The organism is Streptococcus didelphis DSM 15616 (genome assembly GCF_000380005.1).
Taxonomy (GTDB): domain Bacteria; phylum Bacillota; class Bacilli; order Lactobacillales; family Streptococcaceae; genus Streptococcus; species Streptococcus didelphis.
In genome coordinates, this window is the sequence record NZ_KB904188.1 from 323899 (window position 1) to 346490 (window position 22592).

General features: G+C 32.6%; 15 protein-coding genes. 14 read left to right on the top strand and 1 reads right to left on the bottom strand.

Going from position 1 to position 22592, the window contains the following annotated elements; all coding sequences use genetic code 11:
* Window positions 1–86: 86 nt before the first annotated feature.
* The 3 genes from rexB to rpsU all read left to right on the top strand — a co-directional run bounded on the left by rexB (window position 87) and on the right by rpsU (window position 7256).
* Complete coding sequence (gene rexB, locus A3GU_RS0101695; RefSeq protein WP_018365807.1) at window positions 87–3326, top strand: ATP-dependent nuclease subunit B; 3240 nt, start codon at window positions 87–89, stop codon at window positions 3324–3326.
* Between the two features lie 4 nt (window positions 3327–3330).
* Entirely contained in the window at window positions 3331–6984 is a 3654-nt protein-coding gene (addA, locus tag A3GU_RS0101700) for a helicase-exonuclease AddAB subunit AddA (protein WP_018365808.1), read from the top strand.
* A 95-nt stretch (window positions 6985–7079) separates the two neighbouring features.
* Window positions 7080–7256, top strand: a complete 177-nt coding sequence (gene rpsU, locus A3GU_RS0101705; RefSeq protein ID WP_000048058.1) for a 30S ribosomal protein S21 — start codon at window positions 7080–7082, stop codon at window positions 7254–7256.
* A gap of 153 nt (window positions 7257–7409) precedes the next feature.
* Here rpsU and mscL read toward each other — a convergent pair whose 3' ends face one another.
* On the bottom strand, window positions 7410–7784 hold the full coding sequence (gene mscL / locus A3GU_RS0101710) for a large conductance mechanosensitive channel protein MscL (protein ID WP_018365809.1): 375 nt from the start codon (window positions 7782–7784) through the stop codon (window positions 7410–7412).
* A gap of 125 nt (window positions 7785–7909) precedes the next feature.
* On the opposite strand from mscL, the gene dnaG reads away from it, so the two are divergent.
* From dnaG to A3GU_RS0101765, 11 genes are all read left to right on the top strand, one after another.
* Window positions 7910–9724 carry a DNA primase gene (gene dnaG / locus A3GU_RS0101715; protein ID WP_026216409.1) on the top strand — a complete coding sequence of 605 codons (1815 nt, stop codon included), beginning with the start codon at window positions 7910–7912 and terminating at the stop codon, window positions 9722–9724.
* An 8-nt stretch (window positions 9725–9732) separates the two neighbouring features.
* A complete protein-coding gene (gene rpoD, locus A3GU_RS0101720; protein ID WP_018365811.1) occupies window positions 9733–10842 on the top strand; it encodes an RNA polymerase sigma factor RpoD in 1110 nt (369 codons plus the stop codon).
* Between the two features lie 230 nt (window positions 10843–11072).
* On the top strand, window positions 11073–11411 hold the full coding sequence (locus A3GU_RS0101725) for a metal-sulfur cluster assembly factor (protein ID WP_018365812.1): 339 nt from the start codon (window positions 11073–11075) through the stop codon (window positions 11409–11411).
* A 107-nt stretch (window positions 11412–11518) separates the two neighbouring features.
* Window positions 11519–12373 (top strand): dTDP-4-dehydrorhamnose reductase, encoded by an 855-nt coding sequence (gene rfbD / locus A3GU_RS0101730; RefSeq protein ID WP_018365813.1) that lies wholly within the window; start codon window positions 11519–11521, stop codon window positions 12371–12373.
* 118 nt (window positions 12374–12491) lie between these two features.
* Window positions 12492–13646: a beta 1-4 rhamnosyltransferase Cps2T gene (gene cps2T / locus A3GU_RS0101735; RefSeq protein ID WP_018365814.1), complete on the top strand. Its 1155-nt coding sequence runs from the start codon at window positions 12492–12494 to the stop codon at window positions 13644–13646.
* Window positions 13636–14568 carry a glycosyltransferase family 2 protein gene (locus A3GU_RS0101740; protein WP_018365815.1) on the top strand — a complete coding sequence of 311 codons (933 nt, stop codon included), beginning with the start codon at window positions 13636–13638 and terminating at the stop codon, window positions 14566–14568. The genes cps2T and A3GU_RS0101740 overlap by 11 nt, the downstream gene beginning before the upstream one ends.
* A gap of 4 nt (window positions 14569–14572) precedes the next feature.
* Window positions 14573–15376: an ABC transporter permease gene (locus tag A3GU_RS0101745; protein WP_018365816.1), complete on the top strand. Its 804-nt coding sequence runs from the start codon at window positions 14573–14575 to the stop codon at window positions 15374–15376.
* Window positions 15376–16596 (top strand): ABC transporter ATP-binding protein, encoded by a 1221-nt coding sequence (locus A3GU_RS0101750; RefSeq protein ID WP_018365817.1) that lies wholly within the window; start codon window positions 15376–15378, stop codon window positions 16594–16596. The genes A3GU_RS0101745 and A3GU_RS0101750 overlap by 1 nt, the downstream gene beginning before the upstream one ends.
* Before the next feature lie 6 nt (window positions 16597–16602).
* Window positions 16603–18375 carry a glycosyltransferase gene (locus tag A3GU_RS0101755; protein WP_018365818.1) on the top strand — a complete coding sequence of 591 codons (1773 nt, stop codon included), beginning with the start codon at window positions 16603–16605 and terminating at the stop codon, window positions 18373–18375.
* The gene (locus A3GU_RS0101760) at window positions 18372–20123 is read left to right on the top strand and encodes a rhamnan synthesis F family protein (RefSeq protein WP_018365819.1); all 1752 of its coding nucleotides are present in this window, start codon (window positions 18372–18374) and stop codon (window positions 20121–20123) included. The genes A3GU_RS0101755 and A3GU_RS0101760 overlap by 4 nt, the downstream gene beginning before the upstream one ends.
* Entirely contained in the window at window positions 20120–22591 is a 2472-nt protein-coding gene (locus A3GU_RS0101765; protein ID WP_018365820.1) for an LTA synthase family protein, read from the top strand. Before A3GU_RS0101760 ends, A3GU_RS0101765 begins: the two co-directional genes overlap by 4 nt.
* The last annotated feature ends 1 nt before the right edge of the window (window position 22592 follow it).

Below are 22592 nucleotides of genomic sequence, written 5' to 3' on the forward strand. Positions count from 1 at the left end.
AGTGTCTTTAGTTACAATAGGGAAGATGGTAAATGGCCTTACTTTTGTTATAATGGAAAAAGAAGGACACAAAAAGAAGGATTAGCATGAGATTATTATATACAGATATCAATTATTCTTTAACAGAAATTCTAGTCAAAGAAGCAGATAGCTATGCTAAAAAAGGCTATCGGGTTTTTTATATTGCTCCTAACTCCCTTTCATTTGAAAAGGAAAGAGCAGTCCTAGAATTATTACCGGAGCAAGCTTCTTTTGATATTACAATTACCCGTTTTGCTCAAATGGCTAGGTATTTTACCTTAAAGCAGGCAAATTCTGGACAGATACTGGATGAGAATGGACTGTTAATGGTTCTTTATCAGGCTATTTTACACCTAAAAGAAGGGGATTTAAGATTATACCATCGGCTTCAAAAAGATTTACCCTTTATTAAACAATTAGTTGAACTTTATCAAGAATTAAAGACGGCTAATTTAGATGTGTCTGAACTCATATTAGAAAATATAGAAAAAAAGGCTGATTTACTTACTATCTTCTCAGAAGTTGATACCATCTTAAAAGAAAAGGACTTTGCACAAGTCAACCCTCTAACTTATTTTGCTAGGGAAATTAAAGAAGGATCTGTTGACCAAGAACTAGAAAAAACAGTTATTATTGTTGATGGCTTCACCCGTTTTTCTGCTGAAGAAGAATATCTGATTTCCTTATTAAATGAGAAATGCCATCAAGTGGTTATTGCTAGCTATGCTAGTTCAAAAGCCTATCATAAAACGTTTATAGAAGGTAATGCTTATCAAGCCAGCCTAGAATTCCTCAAAAATCTTTCTCTGACCTACCAGATAAAGGCAGAGTACCATAAGAGTAGCAAGACTTATCTGGAAGCCTTTACCAATATATCTCGCCTTTTTGAGGCTCATTATGACTTTAGTCAAACAGATTATCTTTTAAGTGATGCTGACAAAGAAGCCTTGGTTATGTGGCAAAGCCTTAATCAAAAAGAAGAAATTGAACATGTGGCAAGGGATATTCGCCAAAAACTCTATGAAGGTTACCGTTATAAAGATATATTGGTCCTGTTAGGGGATGTGGATGCTTATCAGATGCAAATAGGGCCAATATTTGATAAGTATGAAATTCCCTATTATTTTGGAAAAAGTGAGACTATGTCACATCATCCCTTAGTCCAATTCATAGAGTCCTTAGAAAGGTGTAGGCGTTACAATTGGCGTAAAGAAGATATTATTAATCTTTTGAAATCTAGTCTGTTTGGAGATTTTACCACAGAAGAGATTGATCATTTTGATTACTATTTAGCCTTTGCTGATATTAATGGCTATACAAAGTTTTCACGAGACTTCACTGTCAACTCCAAGGACTCTAAAAATAGGATTAAGTATGATTTACAAGAGCTAAACCAGATTCGTATAAAAATTGTTACCCCCCTACAAGCCCTTTTTAAAAGTCAAAAGCAACTGGGTCAATCCCTGATTCAAAAAATTGTTGATTTCTTTACGACAATTAATCTGGCTAAGAACTTTCAAGCATTAAGTTTGGGACAGTCAGAGAATGTCCTTGAAAAAGACCAAGAGGTCTGGAAAACCTTTACTACTATTTTAGAAAATTATCATCTTATTTTTGGTAAAGAGAAAATAAGCCTAGAAGAATCCCTATCCTTGCTTAAGCTTGCCATGCAGTCTGCTGATTACAGGACCATACCTGCGACCTTAGATGTTGTTTCTGTCAAATCCTATGATTTGGTAGAAGCTCATAGTAAGCCATTTGTCTATGCGATTGGACTTAGCCAGTCTAATTTTCCGAAACAGGTTAAAAATACAAGTCTAATAAGTGATCAAGAACGAGCCATGACTAATCAGCAAACCGATTATTTCCGACGTTTTGACATTTCTAGCGATGAAAATAGTAAAAAAAATCATTATACAGCTCTGTCTTTATTGAATTCTGCTCAAACAAAGCTCGTTCTAAGCTTTCCCTTGGTTTTAAATGAAGTAAGCTGTGACATGTCAGTTTACCTAAGCATTTTACATGGTTTTGGTATTAAGTTAATCGAGAAAGATAGCCATCAATTTTCTGATATAGATAGGGATATTGGGAATTACAAATCCTTGTTGTCCCAAGTGATTGAACTAAACCGTAGTGACCTTGTTCAAGAATTAAATCAAGAAGAAGCAAGTTTTTGGACTGTCATGCTTCGCTACCTTAAAAAACGCTTCAAAGAAGAGAAATTAATTTTTCCTGAACCCAAAAAACGCCTACAGACAAAAGTTATTTCACAAGAGGTTATTGAGGCAAAATATCCTAAAGATAAACCTATTAGCCTATCTAACTCGGCCCTAACTATTTATTATAATAATCAGTATAAATTCTTTCTACAGTACCTACTTGGTTTGCAAGAGATAGAATCGATTCATCCAGATGCGCGTCACCATGGGACCTATCTTCATAAGGTTTTTGAGCTCCTTATGGCTGATAATAGCTCACTTGCTTTTGATGCTAAATTAAATAAGGCTATTATGACTGCTAATGAGGATAAGGCTTTTAAAACCTATTATCAAAATGATGCTCAAGGCAGGTACAGCCTTTATTTGTTAGAAGATATTGCTCGATCAACAGCTGCAATCTTAAAAGAAAATCCTGCTCTAGCTAGTCTAAGTCAAGAGAAAACCTTCCAGTTACCTATTGATAATAAACTCCTCATTAACGGTACTATTGATAGGATTGACCGCCTTAAGGACCAAAGTATTGGAATTGTTGACTATAAGTCAAGCAGTAGTAAATTTGATATAGGCAAATTTTATAATGGTTTGAATTCCCAACTGGTTACTTATATGGCTGCCTTAAAAGAAAGTCAAGATCAAGAAAATTCTTTTTTTGGTGCCATGTATTTGCATATGCAAGAGCCAAAACTTGATCTGGCTAAGTTCAAACTTCTAGATAGTAGTATTATTGAAAACCTCTATAGTCAACTAACCTATAAAGGGATTTTCTTAAAAGATGAAAGCCATTATCTAGACAGTGGTATCTATCAGACTAAAAATAATCTCTACAGCCACGAAGAAATAGACTTATTACTTAAATACAATCGCAAACTTTATTTAGATGTTGAAAAAGGGATTAGAGAAGGTCATTTCCTTATCAATCCTTATACAGAAGATGGCAAATCTGTGCAAGGCGATCAGCTAAAAGCCATTACCGGTTTTGAGGCTGATTTAGACTTAAATCAGGCACGTCCCCTCTTGAAACTACCTGCTAAAGAAAAAAGAGAAGGTTTTTTCAATTTGATGAAAACCGCTAACGAAGGAGAATAAGAAGATGCAGTTTCCTAAATTTTTGAGTGACGCTGAAATTCATGAGAAACAAGTCTCAGAAAAAGTATCTGATAGCTTACAAAAAAGAACTGCTGAACAAATTGAAGCTATTTATACAAATGGTCACAATGTTCTCGTATCAGCCTCTGCAGGATCTGGTAAAACCTTTGTCATGGTTGAACGGATTGTTGATAAAATTCTGCGAGGCATTTCCCTAAAACAAATGTTTATCTCTACTTTTACGGTAAAAGCAGCTAATGAATTAAAAGAGAGAATCGAAAAAAAACTCATCCAAGAGCTTAAAGAAGCTAAAGATAATGACTTAAAAGCTTACTTGAGTAGAGAAATACAAGAGCTTTCACAAGCTGATATTGGAACCATGGATTCCTTTACCCAAAAATTGCTCAACGATTATGGCTATACCATAGGTATTTCTCCTAAATTCAGAATCTTACAAGATAAATCAGAGCAGGATATTCTGAAAAATGAGGTTTATCAAAAACTTTTTACAGATTATATGGAGTCAGAACAAACAGAAAAATTTATAGCACTTGTCAAGAATTTTTCTGGCAACCGCAAGGATTCACGTGCTTTTCGTGATCTGGTTTATAAAATATATTATTTTAGCCAGGCTACTGAAAATCCCAAACAATGGTTACAAGACAACTTCTTAAAGGGAGCCAAGCAATATAAAAGCTTTGCAGATCTTCCTCAAGACTATATCAAGCAGCTTCTTTTATCTATGCAAGAAACAGCAGATAAGTTAAGGGGTTTAACTGAGTTAGAAGATTATGGTCAACTGACCAAGGCAGGTAAGCCAACTGCCAAATACAGTAAACACTTGGTTATTATTGAGAAGTTAAATGACTGGTCTAATCATTTTGAGCACTATTATGGCAAGGAGAAAATCACCCAGCTAGCCCAGGAGATTTCCCTTCTTTTACCTAGTGGGAATCAGGTTACAGTTGCTGGCAAAAAATATCCTATTTATAAGGATTTGCAAGAGAAAATCACAGTTTTACGACATCTTGATACAGTTTTTAACTATCAAGGAGAAGCAATTCCCTTGTTAGAATTATTACAGGACTTTCTTTTGGATTTCTCTGATACATACTTGGCCCTTAAGATTGAAGAAAATGCCTTTGAATTCTCTGATATTGGACACTTTGCTATAACTATTTTGAGAGAAAATCCTGCTATTCAAAAAGCCTATCAGAAAAAATACCATGAAGTAATGGTGGATGAGTATCAGGATAATAACCATACTCAGGAATGTCTTTTAGAATTATTGTCAAATGGGCATAATAGATTTATGGTAGGAGATATTAAGCAGTCTATCTATCGCTTTCGACAGGCAGATCCAGGTATTTTTAATGCAAAATTTAAGGATTATCAAGAAAATCCAGACCATGGCAAATTGATTCTTTTAAAGGAGAATTTCAGAAGTCAATCAGAAGTTATAGATGCTACAAATGCTGTTTTTAGCCATTTGATGGATGAAGAAGTAGGAGATTTGGTCTATAATACCAATCATCACCTATTAGCTGGTAGTCAAGAGCAGAAACTTCCTCATCCTGAAAATAAATGTCAGGTCTTACTTTATGATACTGGTGCTACAGCTGATGATAAAGAAGTAGAGAGTGAACAAGAAATTCCTAATAGTTCAAGTGATATCTGGCCAGGTGAAGTTAAAATTGTGGCTAAAGAAATTATCAGGCTTTACAATGAAGAAAAGGTTTCCTTTTCAGACATTACTCTTTTAGTGTCATCGCGCAGCCGAAATGACAGTATTTTTCACACATTTAGTCAATATGGTATTCCTCTAGTAGCTGATGGAGGGCGAGAGAATTACTTAAAATCGGTTGAAGTATTGGTCATGCTAGATACTCTACGAAGTATTGATAATCCTCTTAATGACTATGCCCTGGTAGCACTTTTGAAATCACCTATGTTTTCTTTTGATGAGGATCAATTAGCGAGAATTGCCTTACAAGAATCTCAAGATCAAAAAAGCTTATCATTTTATGAAAAAATGCTTGCTTCTTTATCAGAAGAAAGTTCCTATGCCTACCTGATTACAGCAGACTTAAAACAAGAAATCCAAGTCTTTATGACCGTTTTTAAGGCTTGGCGAGACTATGCTAAAATCCATTCTCTTTACGACTTGATTTGGAAAATTTTTAATGAACGCTTTTATTTTGATTATGTGGGCACCTTACCAAAGGCAGAACAGGCACAGGCTAACCTTTATGCCTTAGCTTTAAGGGCAAGGCAGTTTGAGAAATCTGGTTTTAAAGGCCTGTCACGCTTTGTTGCTATGATTGATAAGATTTTAGATACAGACAATGACCTTGCTGATGTTGATATAGCTAAGCCCAAAGAAGCTGTTAATTTAATGACAATTCATAAGTCCAAGGGACTAGAATTTAAATATGTTTTTATTTTAAATTGCGATAAAAAGTTTAGTATGGAGGACTTGCATGCCCAGGTTATTCTAAGTCGAACTAATGGTATCGGTATTAAATACCTTGCTGACTTAAAAAAGGAACTAGATACCAATCAGTTTGCAAGCCTTAAACTGTATTTAGAAACCCTTTCTTACCAATTAAACAAAAATGAACTTAAAAGGGCTACCCTTTCAGAGCAAATGAGACTTTTTTATGTTGCTATGACCAGAGCTGAAAAGAAGATTTATCTGATTGGCAAGGGCAATCCTGACAAACAGTCTGATAAGTATGATGCTCAAAATCGAGGAAACCGGTTATCACTAGAGCAAAGGCTAAGTTTACAGAGTTTTCAAGACTGGATATTAGCTATTTATGAAAATTTTAATCAGGAAAATCTTAACTTTACAATCCACTATAGAGATGATTCAGAACTTACTAATGAAGAAATTGGTTATATTCAGGCTAAGGCTAAATTAGACACTTCTGATATAGCAAACAATCGGCAATCAGATTCAATTAGTCATGCCTTAGATATGCTAGAAAAGGTAGCAAAAATTAATCAGACTTATGAGGCGGCTATCAACTTACCTACTGTTAGAACACCAAGTCAATTAAAGAAAATCTATGAACCTTTTATGGACCTTGAAGGTGTAGATATTATTGAAAAAGCTGCTGCGAAACCCCAAGCTTTTAGCCTACCTGATTTTTCTAAAGAAAAAAAGGTTAAAGCAAGTCAAATCGGATCCAGTTTGCATGAATTGATGCAAAGAATTCCAATATCAGAAAAAGTTTCCTTAGAAGATATAGAAGAGGCCCTAAAACGAGTAACTGCTGATAAAAATATTAAGGACTATCTAGATAAAAGTAAGATTTTAGCTTTTTTTGAAAAGACAAGCCTTGGTCAGCTTATTCAACAAAATAGGGATAAACTTCACCGAGAAGCTCCCTTTGCTATTTTAAAAGAAGACAAAGCAAGCCATGAAAAATTTGTGATTCGAGGTATTATTGATGGTTTTCTACTTTTTGACGATAGAATCGTTTTATTTGATTACAAAACGGATAACTATAGACAAGCATCAGAACTTAAGATGAGATATGAAAAACAATTAGAACTCTATGCTGAAGCCTTAAAACAAGCCTATAACAAGCCAATAGTTGACAAATATCTGGTGCTTATGGGTGGAGAAGAAGTAGAGCTTATCAAGATCTAGCTTTTAGGAAAGAAAAATTATTGACATTTTTCAAAAAGTTATGTAGTATAGTGTGGAACGTGAAAATGTTACAATATCTTGAGGAGGTGAAACACATGTCAAAAACAGTAGTACGTAAAAATGAGTCACTTGACGATGCACTTCGTCGTTTTAAACGTTCTGTTACTAAAGCTGGAACTCTTCAAGAATCTCGTAAACGCGAATTCTACGAAAAACCTTCTGTTAAACGTAAACGCAAATCAGAAGCAGCTCGTAAACGTAAGAAATTCTAATTTCAGAATAAGAAAAGCAGTCTCCTTGGAGGCTGCTTTTAAACACTTCTTGTGGGAATTGCTTTGTGGGAATTGTAGGGAAACTAGCATTTTTTGTAAGAAAAAAGAATGAGTAGAAAACTATCTCATTCTTAATTTTTTTGGATTTTTACATTATTTAGAAGCTAATAAGTCACGAATTTGTACAAGTAACTCTTCTTGGGTAGGACCTGAAACAACTTCTTCTTCCTTAGCTTTTCTAAAGGTCATTGCTTTATTAGCAGCCTTAACTACGAAGAATAAAGTGATACCGACAATTAAGAAATTGATAACAGCGCTTAAGAAGCTACCATATTGGACACCATTCCATGATAATTTGGCAATATTTGAAACACCTGCTGCTTTTAAGACTGGGTTTAAAATAAGTGGTGTGATGACATCAGCTACTAAAGAGTCAATAATTGCTTTAAAAGCAGCCCCAATAACTACCGCTACAGCAAGGTCTAAAACGTTACCCTTAAACAAAAACGCTTTTAATTCTTTAATCATAATAAATCTCCTTTTTAATTTTTCTTAATAATATCATAAATTAAAAGAAATAGATAATTTTTAAACCAGTTATTTAAAATTTACAAAGTTTATCTCAAATGATATAATGAAATATAAAAATTATACTGGGTGTTTTATGGGGAGGTGACATTTTGGCAGTAGACAAAGAGACAATTTCCCAAATAAAAAATAGCATAAATATTGTTGATGTGATAGGAGAAGTTGTTAATTTATCCCGATCTGGAAAGCATTATCTAGGACTGTGTCCCTTCCACAAAGAAAAAACTCCTTCTTTTAATGTTATTGAAGATAAGCAGTTCTTTCATTGTTTTGGATGTGGTCGATCTGGTGATGTTTTTAAATTTGTAGAAGAATACAGGCAGGTACCCTTTTTAGAAAGTGTTCGAATTTTAGCAGAAAAAAGTAATATTTCTGTAAATGTCTCTCCTTCGCCATCTACAAACAAGACTCCTTATCAAAGTCAGCAGCAGACCTTAATAGCTATCCATGAAGATGCTCAAAAATTTTATCAAGCTGTTTTGATGACAACTAAGTCTGGACAAAAAGCTAGAGAATATTTGTATCAAAGGGGCCTAGATGATGAGTTGATTCAACATTTTGGGCTTGGTTTGGCTCCTGATGAGAAAGACTACCTCCACCAGACCTTATCTAAAAAATATGATGAAGAAAAGTTAACAGCATCAGGATTATTTAACCTATCTGAAAATTCAAATACTGTATATGATGCTTTTCGTAATCGGATTATCTTCCCTCTAACTGATGAAAGAGGGCATATTATCGCTTTTTCTGGTCGTATTTGGGGTCCAGAGGATCAGCAAAAACAAGTCGCTAAATATAAAAATTCACGCTCTACTGTACTTTTTAATAAATCCTATGAGTTTTACCATTTGGATAAGGCAAGGCCTGTTATCGCAAAAAAACATGAGGTTTTTCTCATGGAAGGCTTTATGGATGTTATTGCGGCTTATAAGGCAGGCTATGAAAATGTTATAGCTTCTATGGGAACTGCTTTAACAAATGAACATGTTAATCATCTCAAATCTTTTACCAAAAAAATTATTTTAACTTATGATGGGGATGATGCTGGTCAAAATGCCATTGCTAAAAGTTTGGATCTCTTGGAAGATTTCACTGTTGATATTGTTAAGATACCAAACAAGATGGATCCAGATGAGTTTATTCAGAAAAATTCTCCACAGGCCCTTGCAGAGCTTTTAGAACACTCTCGGATTAGTAGTATAGAATTCTTGATTGGTTACCTTAAACCAGAAAACATGGATAATTTGCAATCTCAGATTGCTTATGTTGAGCAAATCGGACAGATTATTGCTCAGTCACCATCGATTACAGCACAAAATTCTTATATTAACAGGGTTGCGGACTTATTGCCAGATTTTGATTATTTACAAGTTGAACAAACGGTTAATAGTTATCGACTTAAAGATCGGCAAAGAAGACAAAATGACTTACCAAAGCCTGAGACAAACTTGGTATCTTTGCCAGTAACTAAAGGTTTAACTGCCTTAGTAAAAGCAGAAAGTCATCTTCTACACCGTCTAATACATCATGATTATTTATTAAATGAGTTTCGAAATAAAGAAGACTTTTACTTTACTAGCCCACCCTTACAAGAAATATATAGAATACTTAAAGAAAAGGGAGAACTGACTTCATATGAGTTATCTCAACTGCCTGCAGAAGTTAGTCAGGCCTATTATAGAGTGTTAGAGGAAAACTTACCAGATGCTATTGCAAGTGAAGAAATTGAAGATATTCTTACAAAACGACAAAAGCTACTTGATGAAAGAGATATCCATAAACAAGGAAAGCAAGTGAGAGAATCTAGTAATAATGGCGATCATCAACTAGCTTTAGAGGTTTTAGAAAATCTAATTGCACAAAAAAGGAAAATGGAATAGAGGAAAATATGGCAAAAGATACTGAAATAACAACTTTTAATGTACAAGTCGCAGAATTTATACGAAATCATAAAAAAGCAGGTACAGCAATTGACGATGAGGTAACAGAAAAACTTGTTATTCCTTTTGAACTAGATGCGGACAGAATTGATGATTTATTAGAACGCCTTACAGATGGTGGCATTTCTATTACAGATAAAGAAGGAAATCCTTCTACTAAATACATTGTTGAAGAACCAAAACCCGAAGAATTAACAGATGAACAACTCATTGGTAGTAACTCAGCAAAAGTTAATGATCCTGTACGTATGTATCTTAAGGAAATCGGTGTCGTTCCTCTACTTACCAGTGAGGAAGAAAAGGCATTAGCAATTGCAGTGGCAGAAGGAGATGTTGGTGCTAAGCAAAGGTTAGCTGAAGCTAATTTACGTTTAGTCGTATCTATTGCAAAACGCTATGTTGGTCGCGGTATGCAATTTCTTGATTTAATTCAAGAGGGGAATATGGGCTTGATGAAGGCGGTTGACAAATTTGATTACTCAAAAGGATTTAAATTTTCAACTTATGCGACTTGGTGGATTAGGCAAGCTATTACCCGTGCGATTGCTGACCAAGCTCGTACCATTCGTATCCCAGTACATATGGTTGAAACCATCAATAAATTAGTTCGTGAACAAAGAAATCTTTTACAAGAATTAGGTCAAGATCCAACACCTGAACAAATTGCAGAGAAAATGGAGATGACCCCAGAGAAAGTTAGAGAAATTCTGAAAATTGCACAAGAGCCTGTTTCTTTGGAAACTCCTATTGGTGAAGAAGATGATAGTCATCTAGGCGACTTTATTGAAGATGAGGTTATTGAAAATCCAGTTGACTATACAACTCGCGTCGTTTTACGTGAACAGTTAGATGAAGTCCTTGACACACTCACTGATCGCGAAGAAAATGTTCTACGACTTCGCTTTGGACTTGATGATGGTAAAATGCGTACCTTAGAAGATGTAGGTAAAGTGTTTAATGTTACCCGTGAACGTATTCGCCAAATAGAAGCAAAAGCACTCCGTAAACTCCGCCATCCAAGCAGAAGTAAGCAATTAAGAGACTTTATAGAGGATTAAAAAGGTCCAGTGGACCTTTTTAACGGCGAGCTAAAAATAATGACCGAGCCCCAAAACAGTGGACCTTTTTAACGGCGAGCTAAAAATAATGACCGAGCCCCAAAACAGTGGACCTTTTTAACGGCGAGCTAAAAATAATGACCGAGCTAATAAAACTTTTTAGTCTAAATAAGTGATAGAACCAGCATTAGAAGGATGTTTATTTGTTACTTATTATGAAAGGAATCTTAATGTCAGAAACTAAAAATTACTCCCCAGAAGAAATAGCCAAGATAAAAGATAGGATTTTAGAAGCGTTAGAAATGGTAATTGATCCTGAATTAGGAATTGATATTGTCAATCTTGGGCTTATTTATGAAATCAGATTTGAAAAAAATGGTTACACTGAGATTGATATGACTTTAACAACTATGGGGTGTCCATTAGCAGATTTATTGACTGATCAAATTTATGATGCCCTAAGAGATGTTCCAGAAGTAACTAAAGCAGAAGTTAAGCTAGTATGGTATCCAGCATGGTCGGTTGAAAAAATGAGTCGCTATGCTCGGATTGCTTTAGGAATAAGATAAAGAAGCAAAAGGATGAAATAATCCTTTTTTTGGTGTAGAATAAATAAGTAATAATATCTGATACTACAGATAAGACACACTAATAAGGTCTCTAAAGGAGAAAACAGATGATTTTAATTACAGGAAGTAATGGACAACTCGGAACAGAGTTACGTTATTTACTAGATGAGCGCAACGAAGAATATGTAGCTGTTGATGTTGCGGAAATGGATATTACTGATCTTGAAAAGGTTGAACATGTCTTTGAACAAGTAAAGCCAACCTTAGTTTATCATTGTGCTGCCTATACAGCAGTTGATGCAGCAGAAGATGAAGGCAAAGCCTTAAATCAAGCTATAAATGTTGATGGAACAGAGAACATCGCCAAGGCCTGTCACAAGTATAATGCTACTTTAGTCTATATTTCAACAGACTATGTGTTTGATGGTGAAAAACCACTTGGACAAGAATGGCTTGAAACAGATACACCAGATCCCAAAACAGAATATGGACGTACTAAGCGTGTGGGTGAAGAAGCTGTTGAAAAATATCTTGAACATTTCTATATCATTAGAACAGCTTGGGTTTTTGGAAATTATGGCAAAAACTTTGTATTTACCATGCAACATTTAGCTAAAAGCCATCCTAAATTAACAGTAGTTAATGATCAACATGGCAGGCCAACCTGGACAAGAACCTTAGCTGAGTTTATGACTTATTTGGCAGAAAATAAAAAGGCATATGGTTACTATCATCTTTCTAATGATGCTAAAGAAGACACCACTTGGTATGACTTTGCAAAGGAAATTTTAAAAGACACAGATGTTCAGGTAGTTCCTGTTGACTCATCGGCATTTCCTGCTAAAGCAAAACGCCCTCTCAATTCTACAATGAATCTAGACAAGGCAAAAGCTACTGGTTTTATCATTCCAACTTGGCAAGAAGCTTTGCATAATTTTTACCAACAAGAAGTCAAAAAATAAAGATAAAAAAGAGTTATAAGGCAAGCCTTTAGCTCTTTTTGATTGGTTTAAAGTCGCATTGAGACTGTAATTATGCTATAATAATCAGTGATTATATTTTAGAATGGGGCATTTTGGAATGCAAGACGTTTTTATACTTGGTAGTCGTGGTTTACCGGCTAAATATGGAGGTTTTGAAACCTTTGTTGAGGAGTTGGTTTCTCATCAAGATGAGAAAGAAATCCAATATCATGTTGCCTGTTTAAGTGAAGACCAACATAAAGAGCACTTTTTCTATAAAGGTGTTGACTGTTTTTATATTAATCCCCCTAAAATAGGCTCAGCTAGAGTGATTGCCTATGATATGATGGCCATAAAATACGTTCTAACTTATATTGATAGCCACCATATAAAAAAACCAATTATTTACATGTTGGGTAATACTATCGGAGCATTTATAAGCCCTTTTGCCAAAAAGATAAGGGCAAGACAGGGAAAATTTTATATTAATCCAGATGGCCTAGAATGGAAGCGTAGTAAGTGGTCAAAACCTGTTCAAACTTACCTTAAATATGCAGAAAAGCAGATGACGAAATATGCAGATTTGGTTATTTCTGATAATTTAGGAATTGAATCTTATATTCAGCAAGAATATCCTTGGGCAAAAACCCGATTTATTGCCTATGGTACAGAAACAGCACCCTCTTCTTTGTCATCTGAAAATGATAAAGTCAGAAATTATTATAATCAATATGGTTTTAAAGAAAAAGACTATTATTTAGTTATTGGCAGATTTGTTCCCGAAAATAATTATGACACTATTATAAAAGAGTTTATGCTTTCTAAAACAAAACGGGACCTCATTATTATTTGTAACCACCAAGGGAATGCTTATTTTGAGAAGCTAAAAGAAGAAACTGGCTTTGAAAAAGATCCCCGCGTCAAATTCATTGGAACCCAGTATGATAAAGACCTGCTAACTTATATCCGAGAAAATGCCTTTGCTTATATTCATGGCCATGAAGTAGGTGGGACAAACCCAGGACTTTTAGAGGCACTGGCCTATACAGATCTTAACTTAGTATTTAAAGTAGCTTTTAACCAATCTGTAGCCAGAAATGCTGCGCTATATTGGAGCAAAGAAAAAGGTGCCCTTTCACAGCTTATTTCAAGTGTAGAAGAAGGTTACAAGGCTGATGAATTAGGAAAAAATGCAAAAACAATTATTCAAGAAGATTACACCTGGCAAAAGATTGTAAGAGAGTACGAGGCCTTATTTTTGAATGAAAATTAACATATTAATGTCTACCTATAATGGAGAAAAATATTTAGCTGAGCAGATAAAGAGTATTCAAAAACAAACCATAAAAAACTGGGAATTGTTGATTAGAGATGACGGTTCTTCAGATAGAACATTAGAAATTATTGAAGATTTCGAAAATACCGATTCTAGGATTCGCTTGATTAATAGAAATAGTTGTGAAAACTTTGGGGTTATTAAAAACTTTTATACCTTATTAAAATATGACCAGGCTGATTTTTATTTTTTTAGTGATCAAGATGATATCTGGTTGCCAAATAAATTAGAGGTAACTTTGGCTGAAGCTGAAAAATACCAAGATAAGCTACCATTACTTGTGTATACAGACTTGAAGGTTGTGAATCAGAATTTGCAAGTTATTCATGAAAGTATGATTAAGACGCAATCAGACCATGCTAATACTAAGCTTGTAGAAGAATTAACAGAAAACACTGTTACAGGTGGCACAACCCTTATTAATCACGCCCTGGCTAGCTTGTGGACAGAGTATGATCACTTATTAATGCATGACTGGTTTCTGGCTTTATTAGCTGCGGCTATGGGACATTTGGTCTATTTAGATATTCCAACAGAATTGTATCGCCAACATGAAAGTAATGTACTTGGTGCTAGAACCTGGTCCAAACGCATGAGAACTTGGCTAAAACCTCATCAACTAGTAGCTAAGTATTGGTGGCTAATTACTTCAAGCCAAAAACAGGCTAGGAAGTTACTCAACTTACCCTTGCAATCAGGTGACCAAGAAATGGTTCAAGCCTATGTTGAGCTTTTAGATAAGCCTCTAATTCAACGCCTAAAGAGCTTGAAATCATACGATTTCCGTAAGAACCGTCCCTTTCACACCTTGGTCTTTAGAACACTAATAATCACCAAATTTGGTTATAGGAGAAAGTAGAAAAATGGAATTATTTAGTAAAAAGAATCGTATTCTTTTGAAAGAATTGGTAAAAACAGATTTTAAATTAAGATATCAAGGAAGTGCAATAGGCTATTTATGGTCTATTTTAAAGCCACTAATGATGTTTACCATTATGTATCTTGTATTTATAAGATTCTTACGTTTAGGAGGCAATATCCCTCACTTTCCTGTTGCTCTTTTACTAGCTAATGTTATCTGGTCATTTTTCTCAGAGGCAACAGGCATGGGAATGGTTTCTGTAGTTACACGTGGAGACTTATTAAGAAAATTAAATTTCTCAAAACATACAATCGTATTTTCAGCTGTACTAGGAGCACTTATTAACTTTTTAATAAACCTAGTTGTAGTTTTGATTTTTTCTATAATAAACGGTGTCACTATATCTCAATATGCTTATTTTGCTATCTTATTATTTATTGAACTTTTTGTTTTAGCTATTGGAGTTGCCTTACTCTTAGCCACTTTATTTGTATATTACAGAGATTTAGCGCAGGTATGGGAAGTTTTAATGCAAGCAGGAATGTATGCTACACCAATTATTTATCCAATTACTTTTGTGTCAGAATCGCATCCCTTAGCTGCTAAAATTTTAATGTTAAATCCACTTGCTCAGATAATTCAAGATTTTAGATACCTATTAATTGATAGAGCAAATGTTACAATTTGGCAACTGTCACATAACTGGTTCTATATTATCATTCCTTACCTTATCCCTTTTATTATTTTAGGTATTGGAATAAGCGTTTTTAATAAGAATTCGAAAAAATTTGCGGAGATTATTTGATGACTACTAAAGAAATAGCAGTAAAAGTTGAACATGTAAATAAAACCTTCAAACTTCCTACTGAAGCAACAAAAAGTTTTCGAACAACTTTAGTAAATCGTTTTAGAGGAATAAAAGGGTATATAGAGCAAAATGTTTTAAAAGATATTAATTTTGATGTCTATCAGGGTGATTTCTTTGGAATCGTTGGAAGAAATGGCTCTGGTAAGTCTACTCTATTAAAAATTATTTCTCAGATTTATGTCCCTGAAAAAGGACAAGTTACTGTAGAAGGTAAAATGGTATCATTTATTGAGCTTGGGGTAGGTTTTAACCCAGAATTAACTGGACGTGAAAATGTCTATATGAATGGGGCTATGCTAGGATTCACTAAAGAAGAAGTTGATAAGATGTATGATGATATTGTAGATTTTGCAGAATTACATGATTTTATGAACCAAAAATTGAAAAACTATTCAAGTGGGATGCAGGTGCGTTTGGCATTTTCTGTAGCTATTAAGGCTCAAGGAGATGTGCTCATCCTTGACGAAGTACTAGCAGTAGGTGATGAAGCCTTTCAACGTAAATGTAATGATTACTTTATGGAGCGAAAAGAAAGTGGTAAAACGACTATCTTAGTTACTCATGATATGGGAGCTGTGAAAAAGTATTGTAACCGTGCGGTTTTAATTGAAGATGGTCTTGTAAAAGCTTATGGGGAACCTGATGATGTAGCTAACCAGTATAGCTTTGATAATGCTATTGTTTCTGAAAAAGCAGAGCAAAATAGTCTTGATGATGTAGAAGTATCTCAGGAAAATTCGATTATTACCAACTTTTCAGCAAGTTTACTAAGTAATGCACAGATAGGTCCTGATGATACGATTGTTATTGAATTTTCTTACGATGTTCTTAAGGATATAGATACACATATTGCTTTATCTTTTATTGATATAGATACGAATTTAGGCTTATATAACGATAATTCTATGGATTTATTGATTAAAGGGAAAGGTTTTAAAAAAATAACTTTTAAGTGTGATTTATCCTATCTCAATCATGCTAAAATTAAATTAGCTGCGACAGTAAGAGATAATAAAAAGCATCCTCTTTCTTTCTTACCTGTCAATTCTATACCTGTAATATTACTCGATAGAAAAGTTGATATGTCAAATAAGTCAGAATGGGATGCTAATACTGGCATTTTAAGAAGAAATAGTGACTGGAATATAAGCAGGTAACATTTAATGAAAAAAATACTTTTTATTTCACCTACTGGTACGCTTGATAATGGAGCAGAAATTTCAATTACTAATTTGATGGTCTTACTTTCAAAAAAAGGCTATGACATTTATAATGTAATTCCCAAAAATAGTCACCAAACTAAAGGAAATTATTATCAAAAAATGGAAAGTAATAATATTAGTCTTTTTTCTATTGAATTTAAGAAATGGTGGTGGGAAGATGCCCCTGGACATATGCATTCTAAGATAGAAGAAAGAGCACTTTATTATCAAAAATACATTTATGATATAAGAAAAATTATTGTTGATCATTCTATTGATTTAGTTATTTCTAGTACAGTGAATGTTTTTCAAGGAGCTCTTGCAGCAGCCTGTGAAGAGGTAGAACATTACTGGTTAATCCATGAATTTCCTTTAGGAGAGTTTAGTTATTATCAAAAATTGATACCACTTATTGAAAGTTTATCCAGTAAGTTATTTGCAGTTCAAGGAAGTTTAACGGAGTATCTTAAACCTTATCTGGAAAATCCCCAAAAAATCAGTTCTTTCATTCCATTTTCTGATATTACCAGAGGTGATCAGTTAAAAAATATTAATAAAAGTAGAATAGTTTCTATTGGAAGAATAAATGATAATAAGAATCAACTTGAACTTTTAAGAGCTTATAGTTCCTTATCTCAACCATTGCCAGAATTACTTTTTATTGGGGATTGGGATGAAAGTTACAAGAGAAAGTGTGATCATTATATTAAAGAAAATAAACTTAGTCAGGCGAGTTTTATTGGTCATCAAAGCGATCCATGGAAATTCTTAAGTAACAAGGATATACTTGTTTTAAATTCTAAAATGGAAACATTTGGATTAGTATTTGTTGAAGCATTAATTAAAGGAATACCTGTTATTGCCGCTAACAACTTTGGGTATCAATCAGTAACTGACTATTTTCAGTTTGGACATCTATATCCTTCTGGAGATACTGAAAAATTATCTCAAGAACTTACAAAACTGATTAATTATTACCCTGAATATAAAACTAAGGCTATGAACCAAAGAGATAAGGTTATGAGACAGTATACAATTGAAAAGGCCTATCACTCTATAATAGAAGTAATTGAAAATGATACTACTATTAGTCCTCAAAAGCATACTTGGTTAAAACCATTTCTCGGTGCATATAATCCTCAAAAAATATTTTCACCCGCCGATAAAGATTCTATCACTATTTACTATTGTTCTTCTAATGAGGTATGGAATGAGGAGAATACTTTGGTTTTTCCCTTGAAAGATTCTCAAGTTCTTTATTTTGAAGTACCAGATTTTATGACAAAGTTGAGGATAGACATGTCAGAAGTTCCTAGTTATTATGATAGTATTAAATTAATTAATGTAGAAAATGGAACCCAGATATTACCGATTAGAAATACTGGATTTAATTTTGAGGATAGCTACTATTTCAATCATGTTGATCCACAATTAGAATTTAATATATCCTATATGGGTAAAAAAAGTTTTCAGCTTTCTTATAAAGTAGCTAATCTTGAAAATCTCTATCAGAATGATTTTCTTCCTAATGTTCTTAGTCAGAAGATTACAGATTTAGAAGTTTCACAAAATGATTTGGATTTACTAAAATTAGAAAAAGAAAAACTTTCTAGTAAAAATGAAGAAATGCAGAAACAGTTGGATGAAATGGTTCTTAAATATAATTCTGTAATATATTCACGTCGCTGGACTATCCCAACTAAAATAATAGATTTTTTAAGGAGAAAAAAATGAAACGCCTACTTTTATATGTGCATTTTAATAAATATGATAAAGTAAGTCCTCAGGTTTTATACCAATTGAGTGAGATGCGTCCATTATTTTCTAAAGTCCTATTTATTTCAAATAGTGAAGTCAGTGAAGATAATAGAAGATATTTACTTCAGTCACAATTAGTAGATGACTTAATTCAGCGTCAGAATAGTGGATTCGATTTTGCAGCTTGGAGAGATGGTATGGCTCATATTGGCTTTCAAAAACTTTCAGATTATGATGCTGTTACTATTATGAATGATACTTGCTTTGGTCCTCTCTGGGATTTGAAAAAATATTTTTTACAATTTGAGGGAGATGATGCAGTTGATTTTTGGGGGCTAACCAATAATCAAAAAACAAAAGAATTCGAAGAACATATTCAAAGTTATTTTATTTCTTTTAAAAAGCATGTTGTAGCTTCACAGGTATTTTTAAATTTTTGGAAAAATGTAGTTGAGTACAAGAATGTTCAAGATGTAATAAAAAACTACGAAACTCAGATTACTACAACTTTAAGAGAAGCTAATTTTAATTATAAAGTTATTTTCGATACAATAAATGAAGATACAAGTAATATGTTACATCCTGATTTTTCTTATTATAATCCAACAGCAATTCTTAAACATAAAGTACCATTTATAAAGGTTAAAACAATTAGCGCTAATCAACATATTGCACCTTATCTCTTAGAATATATCAAAAAACAAACAAGTTATCCTGTTAATCTAATTGTTAACCACATGTCTGATATTGATTTACCTGACTTACCTTATCTTTTATCTCAAAAATATATCAGTCAACTACCAGATAGCGTTATAAAAAGTACTAATAAAAAAAAGATTGCAGTTCATTTACATGTTTTTTATGTTGACTTATTAGAAGAATTTTTGGCTTCGTTTTCAAGTTTCTCATTTAATTATGACCTTTTTATAACAACGGATACTCTTCAAAAACAGAGTGAAATTCAAACAATTCTAAATAAAAATATAATTTCAGCTACAATAGTTACAACTGGAAATTGGGGTCGTGATATTATTCCAATGCTGAAATTAAGAAATTATTTATCTGAATATGATTATGTTGGACATTTTCATACTAAAAAATCAAAAGAAGCAGACTTTTGGGCTGGTGAGTCATGGCGAAATGAGTTAATTGACATGTTAATTAAACCGGCTAATGACATTATTAAGCAACTAGAAGATGATTCTGTGGGAATTGTAATTGCTGATATACCAACTTTCTTCAGATTTAATAGGATTGTAACCCCTCTAAATGAACATACTATTGCACCAAAGATGAATGAATTATGGCAACAAATGAATTTATCAAAGACAATTGATTTTACAGAATTCGATACTTTTGTCATGAGTTATGGAACTTTTGTTTGGTTTAAATATGAAGCTCTAAAACCTTTATTTAATTTGGCTTTAGAAGAAAAAGATATACCAAAAGAACCATTACCACAAAATTCTATTTTACACGCTATTGAGCGCCTGCTAATATATATTGCATGGAATGAGCATTTTGATTTTAGAATATCTAAAAACCCAATAGACTTTACTCCATTTCTAGATAATAAACTCTTTAATGACAGAAAAGAACCGAATACATATGTTGACTTTACCTATATGGGTGGAATAAAAGGAGCTTTAAAATACATTATTATAGGACCAGCTAGAGCAATTAAATATATTGTTAGAAGGGCGGGCGAAAAAGTTCTGAAATGAGAAATAAATTTAAAAAAATAAGTTGGATGAATCTCTTATTTTCTATTTTATTATTCTTACTTGTATTTTATGTGAATTTTTATTTTGTAAATAGACAAATTTCAGCTGAAACTTCAAGATGTGCTCTTCCATATAAAAATTTATTATCATTCAGCTCAAAAATTGCTTTATTTTCACTATTTGGCATATCAACTTATCTAATTAGCAAGATAGGAAAAAGGTTTCTAATAAAGTTTATTTTAGCTTATTTTGTTTTTGTTTTTACCAATTATTTTATTTTAATAACTAGAAATTTAAACAATAAAGATTTTTTTATGCTAAATATTTTTAGTAATGATCTGCTACAAATAGAAAGTTTTAAATTTTTATCTTTGTTAGTCTTATCAAATTTTTTAATCTATTTAATTTTAAAAAAATACTCTATATACTCACACATTGAAGATTTATTTTTGAATTTTAAAAATGAAAATTTCTTACTAGGCCTCCTAGTAAGTGTTATATTTTTTAAATCCAAAAATATTCTTTGGATTATTGGTGATCAGTTACCAAATTTGACTAAACCTGAAACTTTCTTATCATATCTAGGATTAACTATCACAAATACTGTCATTATAACTCTTTTAATTGCTCTAGTTATTTCATTACTTTTAAAGGCATTTAGTCATGCTAGAAATTTAAGACCTAGCTTATCTCTAGTCTTCATTTCTAGTCTTATTTTTGCCATTATATTTAACTATACTCTTCAATTTGGAGTAAAAACAGACACTCCTTTACTAGAGCAGTATATTTTTCCAGGAGCAACAAGTTATCAAATTTTTATTTTACTTCTATTATTTTTAGTAATTTATATTGGCTCTAACCGTTATTTAGGTTCTACGCTTTTTATTTCAACAATAGGAATTGCCATTTCTATAGCAAATATTATAAAAGAAAAAATGAGAAGTGAACCACTCTTAATTACAGATTTTTTATGGATTAGAGAAATAAAAATGGTGGTTTCATTTGTTGATGATAGAATTTTACTTTATATTTATTTAGCTATTATCACACCAATTCTACTTTATTTTTTAATAAAACGGTATGTTAAAGTTACACCTATTATTCAGCATAAGGGGCATCAATTCTTTTTATTATTTATTCTACTAGCTTTATTCACACAAATTTTTACTATTTTTAAAAATGAGAAAAATGGGAAAGTTGTTGAATATGTTCCTATTATTTCCAGAGTAAATAATGCAATTGATATTGAATGGATGGGCTTTGATACAAATGCAAGTTATAAATCTTTGATGTATGTGTGGACAAAACAATTAACTAAACGAATTATGGAAAAGCCAGATCAATACACTAAAGCAAAGCTAAATGAAATTGCTCACAAATATAAAATAGAAGCCGACAATATTAACAAGGAACGGATTAATAGCATTGATAATCAAACAATAATATATATTTTGAGTGAGAGTTTAGCTGATCCAAGAAGACTAGAAAGAATAAACTTATCAGTTAATGTTTTACCTAATATTGAAACTATTAAAAATTCAACTACTAGTGGTTTAATGAAATCAGATGGCTTTGGTGGGGGAACAGCAAATATGGAGTTTCAAACCTTAACAGGTTTGCCTTATTATAATTTTTCAGCAGGGGTGTCTACCTTATATACAGAAGTAGTGCCTAAAATGAAGGTTTTTCCTTCTATTAGTGACTATTTCAAAAGTAAAAATCGATTTATATTACATCCATCAGAAGCAAGTAACTACAGTAGAGAATCAATTTATACAAAGTTAAAGTTTGATAATAAAATATTCTCAACAGGTTCCAAAAAAACATTTATTAATACTGAGAATATAGGTATAAATATGGGAGATAAATCAGTTTATGATAATATCTTATATCATTTAGATAATAACAAGAGTCAATTTTTTTCTGTTATTACTATGCAAAATCATGCGCCTTGGTCGGTAGGGTCTCCTGCAGAGGTTGTTGCCACAGGAGAAGATTTTTCACCAATTGAAAATGAAAATATAACGGAGTATGCAAGACTTTTAACTTACACTGATTCTAGTACTAAAGAATTTTTAGATAATCTATCTAAGATTGAAAAAAATGTAACAGTGGTTTTCTATGGTGATCATTTACCAGGTTTGTATCCAGATAGTACATTTAAAAATGATAGTACCCAAAAATACAAAACAGATTATTTTATTTGGAGTAATCATAATTCAAAACAATTAAATTATCCTCTAGTTAATTCAAGTGACTTTATTGCTGAGTTATTTGAACATACAGAATCAAAAGTTTCTCCATATTATGCACTTTTAACAAAAATTTTAAAAGAGGCTAGTGTTGATAAAGTAAATCTAGATACTCAGCAAGCAGAAATTGCAGAAGACTTAAAGTTAGTTCAATATGATATAACACTTGGGGAAAATTATTTAAAAGACCAACACTTTTTTAAAATAGGAGAATAAA

Excerpts from the sequence above, each read along its gene's own strand:
- rexB (WP_018365807.1), top strand. The coding sequence starts at position 87 with ATGAGATTATTATATACAGATATCAATTATTCTTTAACAGAAATTCTA.
- addA (WP_018365808.1), top strand. The coding sequence starts at position 3,331 with ATGCAGTTTCCTAAATTTTTGAGTGACGCTGAAATTCATGAGAAACAA.
- rpsU (WP_000048058.1), top strand. The coding sequence starts at position 7,080 with ATGTCAAAAACAGTAGTACGTAAAAATGAGTCACTTGACGATGCACTT.
- mscL (WP_018365809.1), bottom strand. The coding sequence starts at position 7,784 with ATGATTAAAGAATTAAAAGCGTTTTTGTTTAAGGGTAACGTTTTAGAC.
- rpoD (WP_018365811.1), top strand. The coding sequence starts at position 9,733 with ATGGCAAAAGATACTGAAATAACAACTTTTAATGTACAAGTCGCAGAA.
- A3GU_RS0101725 (WP_018365812.1), top strand. The coding sequence starts at position 11,073 with ATGTCAGAAACTAAAAATTACTCCCCAGAAGAAATAGCCAAGATAAAA.
- rfbD (WP_018365813.1), top strand. The coding sequence starts at position 11,519 with ATGATTTTAATTACAGGAAGTAATGGACAACTCGGAACAGAGTTACGT.
- cps2T (WP_018365814.1), top strand. The coding sequence starts at position 12,492 with ATGCAAGACGTTTTTATACTTGGTAGTCGTGGTTTACCGGCTAAATAT.
- A3GU_RS0101740 (WP_018365815.1), top strand. The coding sequence starts at position 13,636 with ATGAAAATTAACATATTAATGTCTACCTATAATGGAGAAAAATATTTA.
- A3GU_RS0101745 (WP_018365816.1), top strand. The coding sequence starts at position 14,573 with ATGGAATTATTTAGTAAAAAGAATCGTATTCTTTTGAAAGAATTGGTA.
- A3GU_RS0101750 (WP_018365817.1), top strand. The coding sequence starts at position 15,376 with ATGACTACTAAAGAAATAGCAGTAAAAGTTGAACATGTAAATAAAACC.
- A3GU_RS0101755 (WP_018365818.1), top strand. The coding sequence starts at position 16,603 with ATGAAAAAAATACTTTTTATTTCACCTACTGGTACGCTTGATAATGGA.
- A3GU_RS0101760 (WP_018365819.1), top strand. The coding sequence starts at position 18,372 with ATGAAACGCCTACTTTTATATGTGCATTTTAATAAATATGATAAAGTA.
- A3GU_RS0101765 (WP_018365820.1), top strand. The coding sequence starts at position 20,120 with ATGAGAAATAAATTTAAAAAAATAAGTTGGATGAATCTCTTATTTTCT.